Source organism: Piscirickettsia salmonis LF-89 = ATCC VR-1361, assembly GCF_000297215.2.
Lineage (GTDB): Bacteria > Pseudomonadota > Gammaproteobacteria > Piscirickettsiales > Piscirickettsiaceae > Piscirickettsia > Piscirickettsia salmonis.
The window spans coordinates 20,285-27,733 of the sequence record NZ_AMFF02000137.1; the positions used below are offsets into that span (position 1 = coordinate 20,285).

The 7,449-nt window shown below is 41.1% G+C and carries 8 protein-coding genes and 1 pseudogene; 7 read left to right on the plus strand and 2 right to left on the minus strand.

All coding sequences use genetic code 11. The features are described from left to right. Window positions 1–280 precede the first annotated feature (280 nt). Window positions 281–2,308 (plus strand): oxidoreductase, encoded by a 2,028-nt coding sequence (locus tag C200_RS12125; RefSeq protein WP_032126762.1) that lies wholly within the window; start codon window positions 281–283, stop codon window positions 2,306–2,308. A gap of 81 nt (window positions 2,309–2,389) precedes the next feature. Here the strand turns inward: C200_RS12125 and C200_RS12130 are convergent, their stop codons facing one another. Both C200_RS12130 and fdxA read right to left on the minus strand, forming a co-directional pair. After that, window positions 2,390–3,640, minus strand: coding sequence for an MFS transporter (locus C200_RS12130; protein ID WP_016211282.1), 1,251 nt, complete (start codon window positions 3,638–3,640; stop codon window positions 2,390–2,392). Window positions 3,641–3,934: 294 nt separating this feature from the next. Further along, a complete protein-coding gene (fdxA, locus tag C200_RS12135; RefSeq protein WP_016211281.1) occupies window positions 3,935–4,270 on the minus strand; it encodes a ferredoxin FdxA in 336 nt (111 codons plus the stop codon). Window positions 4,271–4,581: 311 nt separating this feature from the next. Here fdxA and rpsP point away from each other — a divergent pair, with 311 nt between their 5' ends. The 6 genes and pseudogenes from rpsP to C200_RS14300 all read left to right on the plus strand — a co-directional run. Next, window positions 4,582–4,830 carry a 30S ribosomal protein S16 gene (gene rpsP / locus C200_RS12140; protein ID WP_016211283.1) on the plus strand — a complete coding sequence of 83 codons (249 nt, stop codon included), beginning with the start codon at window positions 4,582–4,584 and terminating at the stop codon, window positions 4,828–4,830. A gap of 35 nt (window positions 4,831–4,865) precedes the next feature. Beyond that, complete coding sequence (rimM, locus tag C200_RS12145) at window positions 4,866–5,375, plus strand: ribosome maturation factor RimM (protein ID WP_016211280.1); 510 nt, start codon at window positions 4,866–4,868, stop codon at window positions 5,373–5,375. Further along, on the plus strand, window positions 5,375–6,154 hold the full coding sequence (trmD, locus tag C200_RS12150; protein WP_016211285.1) for a tRNA (guanosine(37)-N1)-methyltransferase TrmD: 780 nt from the start codon (window positions 5,375–5,377) through the stop codon (window positions 6,152–6,154). The genes rimM and trmD overlap by 1 nt, the downstream gene beginning before the upstream one ends. 17 nt (window positions 6,155–6,171) lie before the next feature. Then, window positions 6,172–6,519, plus strand: a complete 348-nt coding sequence (rplS, locus tag C200_RS12155; RefSeq protein WP_016211286.1) for a 50S ribosomal protein L19 — start codon at window positions 6,172–6,174, stop codon at window positions 6,517–6,519. A gap of 111 nt (window positions 6,520–6,630) precedes the next feature. Continuing rightward, complete coding sequence (locus C200_RS12160) at window positions 6,631–6,903, plus strand: CBU_0592 family membrane protein (protein ID WP_016211289.1); 273 nt, start codon at window positions 6,631–6,633, stop codon at window positions 6,901–6,903. Window positions 6,904–7,079: 176 nt separating this feature from the next. Beyond that, a pseudogene (locus C200_RS14300) lies at window positions 7,080–7,449 on the plus strand (DDE-type integrase/transposase/recombinase); the annotation flags it as partial.

The window sequence follows — 7,449 nt, forward strand, 5'->3', positions numbered from 1 at the left end:
ATTTATTAAGGTATTAGTAGTGTTATTGTTTGCAAATAAATAGTTAGTTATTGTTTGTTATTTTTAATGTTCTGATGGTTATTTAATATAGTAAGCGATTATTGGTCTATATGATTTTAGAAGATTTTGAAGTGATTATAGTTTTTGCTAAATTGTAAAAATTTACAAAACATTAGTGAATTATGACTTTTATTGTTTTTTCGTTCTTACTTGCTTATACAATGTGAGTATGCTGATATTAGTACACGCGCTGATTGACTACATAATAAGGATCATTTGCATGAGGCACAGTGACTATCCTCACTTGTTTACTCCATTGGATTTGGGGTTCACCACATTAAAAAACCGAGTGATTATGGGATCAATGCATACCGGGCTTGAGGATATTAAAGACAAGGGTAAAAGCATGGCGGCTTATTTTTCTGAGCGGGCAAAGCATGGTGTTGCGCTGATGGTAACAGGTGGTTATGCACCAAATCGCTCAGGTTGGGGCTACCCGTTTGCCAATAAGCTGACGTCAAAGTGTGAAATTGCTTATCATAAAACAGTGACGGATGCGGTGCATTTAGAAGGAGGCAAAATTGCTTTGCAAATTTTGCATACGGGTCGTTATAGTTACCATCCATTTGCAGTGGCGCCAAGTGCGATTAAAGCGCCGATCAATCGTTTTAAACCGCGTGCGCTGACTCGTTTGGGCATAGAGTTAACCATTCGTAATTTTGTGCGTTGTGCAACATTGGCTCAACAGGCAGGCTACGATGGTGTGGAAATTATGGGATCTGAAGGCTATTTAATTAATCAATTTATTTCAACACGGACTAATAAACGCACGGATCAATGGGGTGGTTGTTTTGAAAATCGCATGCGCTTGGCCGTTGAGGTTGTTAAACGTACGCGCACAGCCGTTGGTGGGAACTTTATTATTATTTTCAGATTATCAATGATTGATTTAATTCCAGAAGGCAGCAGTTGGGAAGAAGTCGTTCAACTGGCTAAAGCCATAGAGCATGCTGGGGCGACGATGATTAATACAGGAATTGGCTGGCATGAAGCACGTATTCCAACCATCGCGACGATGGTGCCGCAAGCCGCGTTTGCTGCAGTGACTAAAAAATTGAAAAAAGAAGTTTCAATTCCTTTGATTGCTTCTAATCGAATTAATAATCCGGATCAAGTTGAATATTTATTAAAAAATGATTTTTGTGATCTTGTTTCTATGGCACGTCCTTTTTTAGCGGATGAGCAATTTATCAGTAAGGCCTATCAGAGTAGAGCAGATAGTATTAACCCTTGTATTGCTTGTAATCAGGCTTGTTTGGATCATGTATTCCAAATGAAGCGTGCGAGTTGTTTGGTGAATCCGCGTGCGTGTTATGAGTTAGAGTTAAACTACTTACCAGCACAAGTCATTAAGCGTATTGCTATCATTGGTGCGGGCCCTGCCGGAGTGGCAGCGGCGATTGTATTGGCTCAGCGTGGTCATGTTGTGACGTTATTTGAAGCGAGTGAATGCATTGGTGGGCAGTTGAATATTGCTAAGCAAATTCCGGGTAAAGAAGAGTTTTATGCATTACTACGTTATTTTAAGTACCAGCTTGAGTGCTTGGATGTTACGTTAAAGTTGCATCATCATGCTGATGAGGGTGATATTATTGATCAGTTTGATGAAGTTATTTTGGCAACTGGGGTTAAACCAAAATTAGTAGATATTCCAGGTATTAATCATCATAAAGTCTTGTCTTATTTGGATGTACTTAAACATAAAGTGGTCGTGGGTCAATCCGTTGCTATTTTAGGTGCTGGAGGAATTGGTTTTGATACAGCAGAGTACTTATTACATGATCAGTCATTGACTGTTGATGAATTTTATCAAGAGTGGGGCATTGATATTACAATGAGACACCGTGGTGGTGTATTGCCGGACCATCAAAAAGTCAAAAAACTAGGTGTTGCTCGGGAAATTTATTTATTGCAGCGTAAAACGAGTAAAATGGGTGTTGGTTTGGGGAAAACAACTGGCTGGATCCATCGTCAGCAATTAAAACATCATAAAGTTCAGATGCTCTCAGGCGTGAGCTATCACAACATCGATGATCAAGGTTTGCATATTACTTATCATGGCCAAGAGCAGGTGTTGGCTGTTGATCATGTGATTACTTGTACCGGGCAAACGCCATGTCGTGAACTGTACGATGTCTTAAAACAAATGGCGATTCCCGTGCATGTGGTCGGTGGTGCAGATGTGGCGGTAGAGTTGGATGCGAAACGTGCTATTAATCAGGCTAGTCGTCTTGCCGCAACGCTTTAATATAGTATATTTTTAGTTTTTATTTTTATATGGCGATTATTGGTCTTATTTACTAAGGCTCTTAAATTAGAGTCAGAACGTTTAGGGGGTCTGAGAGAGTAAGTTTTGCCTTTGTTTATCATCATAATGCAAGTAAAGCGCATAAGAAAAAATAGCAAGATAGCTGATTAAGGGAATTAAAAAGGAACTATGCAATGAAAATACATCGGCAAAAAGGCCTTGCAATAAGGGGGTGATGGCACCACCGGTAATTGCAGTACTTAGATAGGCTGATCCTGTGGGTGTTTTTTTACCCAGACCCTTGAGTGCTTCACTGAAGATGGTTGGGAATAAAATAGAATTACACAGGCCGGTGATCAGCATAAAGGCAATTGCATAGTGGGGGTTGTGTGTGGTAATTGCAAGCGCGATACAACTACTGCCTGATAGGGCAAGCAGACCAAGCAAAATCGGCGAGCGAATGTAGTGCAGTAAAGCGCCGCCAGCAAAGCGTCCGGCTAAAAATAGGAGCCAGAATAGCGTCACATGATGTGCTGCCTGTGCGGTTGAGATTTCTGTCAGACTTTGAATAAAGCGAAGCAGAAAGCTGCTGATGCTCATTTCTAAGCCGCAATCAATAAAAAGAGCTAAACAGCCGAGCCATAAGCGCGGGGATTCCTTAAAGTTAATGCGCTTTTGAGCTTTATTTTGGCTTGACAGATCTGAATGGCTACTTTTTTTGATCTTAAATTGCTGGTGCAGTGCCGGCATGGGGGAGATAAAAGCGAGGGTTGATAACAGCAATAGGGCGATTGCTAATAGGCTGTAGGTGATGTTGATATGGTGAGCGATATTGCCAGGTTTGAGTAGAAATAGGGTTGCAAGTAGTGGAGCGGCGACAAAACCTGCTCCGGTAAAGGCTTGAGCAAAGGTTAAGCGTGATGAAGATTTTTCGGGCTGGCCTAATAAAGAAACATAGGGGTTCGAGGCGACTTCAAGCATAACAACCCCAGTTGAAATAATAAAGATGCCGATTAGATAAACAATATAATAGTTAAAATAGGAAGCAGGAATAAAGCTGATGCAGCCGAGGGCGGTTATGGCAAAGCCGAATACAATCGTTTGTTGATAGCCGATTTTTAAAATAAGTTTGGTCATGGGGATAGCAAAGAAGCCATATGCGGCAAAGTAAAAGCTTTGTACCAGCATTGACGTCGCATAATCTAGATGAAATAGTGTTTGTAATTGTGGAATAAGCAGTGCATTGAGAGAAACAATGAGCCCCCAAGCGAAAAATGCTGGAATAATTAAGAAGAAAGCGAGTTGGTGGTTTGAGTTTTGGGGGTGGCCCATATTCAGTCTCCTTAACTATATTATTTAGATGACTAAATGCAATGGTTTTAGCGTCTATGCTTTGGGTTATACTGGGTGGTTTGCTGTAGATGGTAGAAGATGTTTAGGTAAAGCGCAAGTGGTTTGTTGCAGAGCACACTTTACCTTATTTTAATTTAATTAATTTAATTAATTAAATCTTAGCTTTTGGTCTTGATAATGGTCCGTATTAGCAGATTTTGACAAATATTATCTTAAGCAAGATAACTTATGGGTGAGCGTGAGCGAGGGAGTTGTTTGGTACTACTCTTACCCTTACCATTCTCGGACCAACTCATTGAGTTTGTTTTTAATTTCACTCCATTTAGCCGCGTCTTCTGGCGCCTCTTTTTTCTCAGTAATCGTATGCTCTTGCCATACGTGAGCGAGTTCTGCGTTGAGTTCAAGAAAATGCTCTTGTTCGGCGGGCAGCTCATCTTCAGCGAAGATTGCATTTTCTGGACATTCAGGCTCACAGAGGGCGCAATCTATACATTCATCAGGGTCGATAACCAGAAAGTTAGGACCTTCTTTAAAGCAGTCGACAGGGCAGACTTCGACACAGTCTGTGTGTTTGCAACGTATGCAGCTTTCAGTGACAACAAATGCCATGGTAATCCTCAACGGTGGTTATTTTGGTTATTTGTGTATTGTTAAATTTTAAGCGGACATAGTCTAGCACGAATTGGTTGTTCTGGGGATGATTAAGCGCTAGCGAAGCCCTTTGCATTACAATGCAAAAATAGATATACTACGCCAGTCTTTTATTGCGTTTATTCTAGTGTATAAATAGTAAAGCGAAGTAAGAGCATATTGCGGCGACTTTAAACTAAAATTGACTCTGGTTCCATAGGGGCTAAGAACATAAGGTTTAGAGCGCTATTTTATTGATTTTATAAGAAGATAGTTGAGGAAACGCAACGATGGTAACAATTCGTTTGGCTCGCGGTGGCGCGAAAAAACGTCCATTCTATCAAGTTGTCGTATCAGATAAGCGCAGTCCACGTGATGGTCGCTTCATTGAGCGTGTTGGCTTTTTTAATCCAGTTGCCCAAGATAATACAGAAGGTTTACGCCTTGATCTTGAGCGTGTTGATCACTGGGTTGCACAAGGCGCACAAATGTCTGATCGAGTTGCGATGCTTGTTAAAAAAGCACGTAAAGCGGCGTAATTAAAGAAATCCCTTGTTGTAGCGGTAATTAGAAAATGAACACATCTCATCAGAATAAAGTCATTGTTGGGCGCTTTGGTGCTGCTCATGGTGTGTGTGGCGAGATTAAAGTTCACTCTTTTACTGAGCAAAAGGCAGCAATCTTAGATTACCGCCCTTGGTTTATTTACCAAGGTAAAAAATGGCAGGAAATTCCTGTATGCTCCAATCGTATTTCAGGCAAGGATATCTTGGCCAGCATCCACGGGTGCCAGGATCGGGATATCGTTAAGCGCTATACGAACTGTGATATCTATGTGACTCGAGACCAATTACCGGAGCTTGATGAAGGTGATGTCTATTGGGCGGATCTTGAGGGTTTAAATGTGCTGACAGTAGAAGGTCAGCGTTTAGGCACTATTGGGAGTATGCTTGAAACTGGAGCCAATGATGTCATGGTGATTAACGGTGAAGTTGAGCACTTGGTGCCTTATCTTGATCATGTTGTGATTAAAGTTGATCTTAAAGCACAGCAAATGATTGTTGACTGGGATCCTAAGTATTGATGAATATTTGTGTTGTTAGCTTGTTTGCAGAGATGTTTCAAGCGATTACGCATTATGGGGTTACAGGACGCGCAGTGCAGCAGCAGGCAGCCCATGTAAGTACCGTGAATCCGCGTGAGTTTACGCAGGATATTCATCGCACGGTGGATGATCGCCCGTATGGGGGAGGCCCAGGGATGTTGATGAAGGTGCAGCCGTTGCGTGATGCAATCGTTGCTGCGCGTAAAAAAACATCCGCACAGGCTCGAGTGATTTATTTGTCTCCACAAGGAGCACCGTTGACCCAGAGTAAAGTACTTGAACTTGCCAAACAGCCTGAGTTGATTTTATTGGCTGGGCGCTATGAAGGCATTGATGAGCGTGTGATTGAAGCTAATGTTGATGAAGAGATCTCGCTGGGGGATTATGTTCTTAGCGGTGGCGAACTTCCTGCAATGGTTTTAATGGATGCGATTATTCGAGTTTTACCTGGTGTTCTTGGAGATGCAGAGTCTTTTCAACAAGATTCATTTATGGCGGGATTGCTAGATTATCCGCACTATACTCGACCTGAATTGATTGATGGCCGTCAAGTACCTGAGGTACTGATGAGTGGCCATCATGAAAAGATTGAACGTTGGCGCGAACAGCAAGCATTGGGGCGAACGTATTTAAGGCGCCCTGATTTATTTGAGCGTTTAGCGTTGACGGCACAGCAACAGATGTTGCTGGACGAGTATTTGGCTAAAGCAGCCGGGTGCGGCTCTGCTAGTGATCTTGATAAAGTAAGTAATTCTTAATAACAGAGAGGTTCGCCATGAACGATATTATTAAGCAAATTGAACAAGAGCAAATGCGTAAAAATGCATTGCCTGAATTTAGTCCTGGTGACACAGTGGTTGTCCAGGTAAAAGTAAAAGAAGGAACGCGTGAGCGTTTGCAGGCCTTTGAAGGTGTTGTGATTGCTAAGCGCAAACGTGGATTGCATTCTGCTTTTACTGTGCGCAAGATCTCTCATGGTGAGGGTGTTGAGCGGGCATTTCAAACACACAGCCCATTGGTTGACAGTGTTGAAGTGAAGCGCCGTGGTGCGGTACGCCGAGCTAAACTTTACTATCTTCGTGCTTTACGTGGTAAAGCTGCACGTATCAAAGAGAAACTGTAGTTTTCTCATTACCATTCGTGGTAGTTTAAAAGAAGAGGGCATAGCCCCCTTCTTTTTGTTTGTATGATGAAATATGAAAAAAATGAGTGATAGGCGAGTGAGTGTGTGAGTATGTCTTTATTTGGCCAATTGATTGGCACTGTCGGTATGGCTTTAGTGGTTATTGCTTATTTTTTAGTTGTATCACAGCGCGTCACCCCTGGAAGTTTGCCTTTTTCTGTGATTAATTTAATTGGTGCTATTTTGTTATTAATTAGTCTGTGTATACACTTTAACTTAGGCTCATTTATTATCGAAATTTTTTGGATTTTAATTTCTTTGTATGGCATCGTAAAGTGGTGCTTGCAAAAAGCATTGCGCAATCAGAGAAAGAAGGTTGAATAAGGTTTAAAACCACTATATTGAATATCACTTGCTAGAAAGCGATCGGTTAAGAAAAAATTGAGGGATGTGAATATTTGCTAGCCTGGACTAATAATCTGCACTAAGGTTGAGGGTTGGAGTTTAGCTGTCCCTGTCCTTCACTGTTTGCACTGGATAGATACGTATTATAGTACTGAAGAGTTTCTCGGTCTGGTTGTTACTATATTTTACTAAGAAATAGGCTTAATCGTCTTCCTGAGAACATTAGAAAACGATCTATGCCTCAGTTTAAACGTTATGAGAAAAAAGTTCCTGGGCATCATGTACAAGTTGATGTTAAATTCCTATTTTTTAATGATGAAGATGGTAAAAGAATTAAACGTTATCAATATACAGCAATCGATGATGCGACACGTATTCGTGCTTTAAAAATTTACTCAAAACACACCCAAGCTAACGCAATTGATTTTATTAATTATGTGGTTGATAAATTCCCATTTCGAATTAAAGTAATTCGTACCGATAATGGCAGTGAGTTTCAAGCAAAATTTAATTGGCATGTACAAG

Excerpts from the sequence above, each read along its gene's own strand:
- C200_RS12125 (WP_032126762.1), top strand. The coding sequence starts at position 281 with ATGAGGCACAGTGACTATCCTCACTTGTTTACTCCATTGGATTTGGGG.
- C200_RS12130 (WP_016211282.1), bottom strand. The coding sequence starts at position 3,640 with ATGGGCCACCCCCAAAACTCAAACCACCAACTCGCTTTCTTCTTAATT.
- fdxA (WP_016211281.1), bottom strand. The coding sequence starts at position 4,270 with ATGGCATTTGTTGTCACTGAAAGCTGCATACGTTGCAAACACACAGAC.
- rpsP (WP_016211283.1), top strand. The coding sequence starts at position 4,582 with ATGGTAACAATTCGTTTGGCTCGCGGTGGCGCGAAAAAACGTCCATTC.
- rimM (WP_016211280.1), top strand. The coding sequence starts at position 4,866 with ATGAACACATCTCATCAGAATAAAGTCATTGTTGGGCGCTTTGGTGCT.
- trmD (WP_016211285.1), top strand. The coding sequence starts at position 5,375 with ATGAATATTTGTGTTGTTAGCTTGTTTGCAGAGATGTTTCAAGCGATT.
- rplS (WP_016211286.1), top strand. The coding sequence starts at position 6,172 with ATGAACGATATTATTAAGCAAATTGAACAAGAGCAAATGCGTAAAAAT.
- C200_RS12160 (WP_016211289.1), top strand. The coding sequence starts at position 6,631 with ATGTCTTTATTTGGCCAATTGATTGGCACTGTCGGTATGGCTTTAGTG.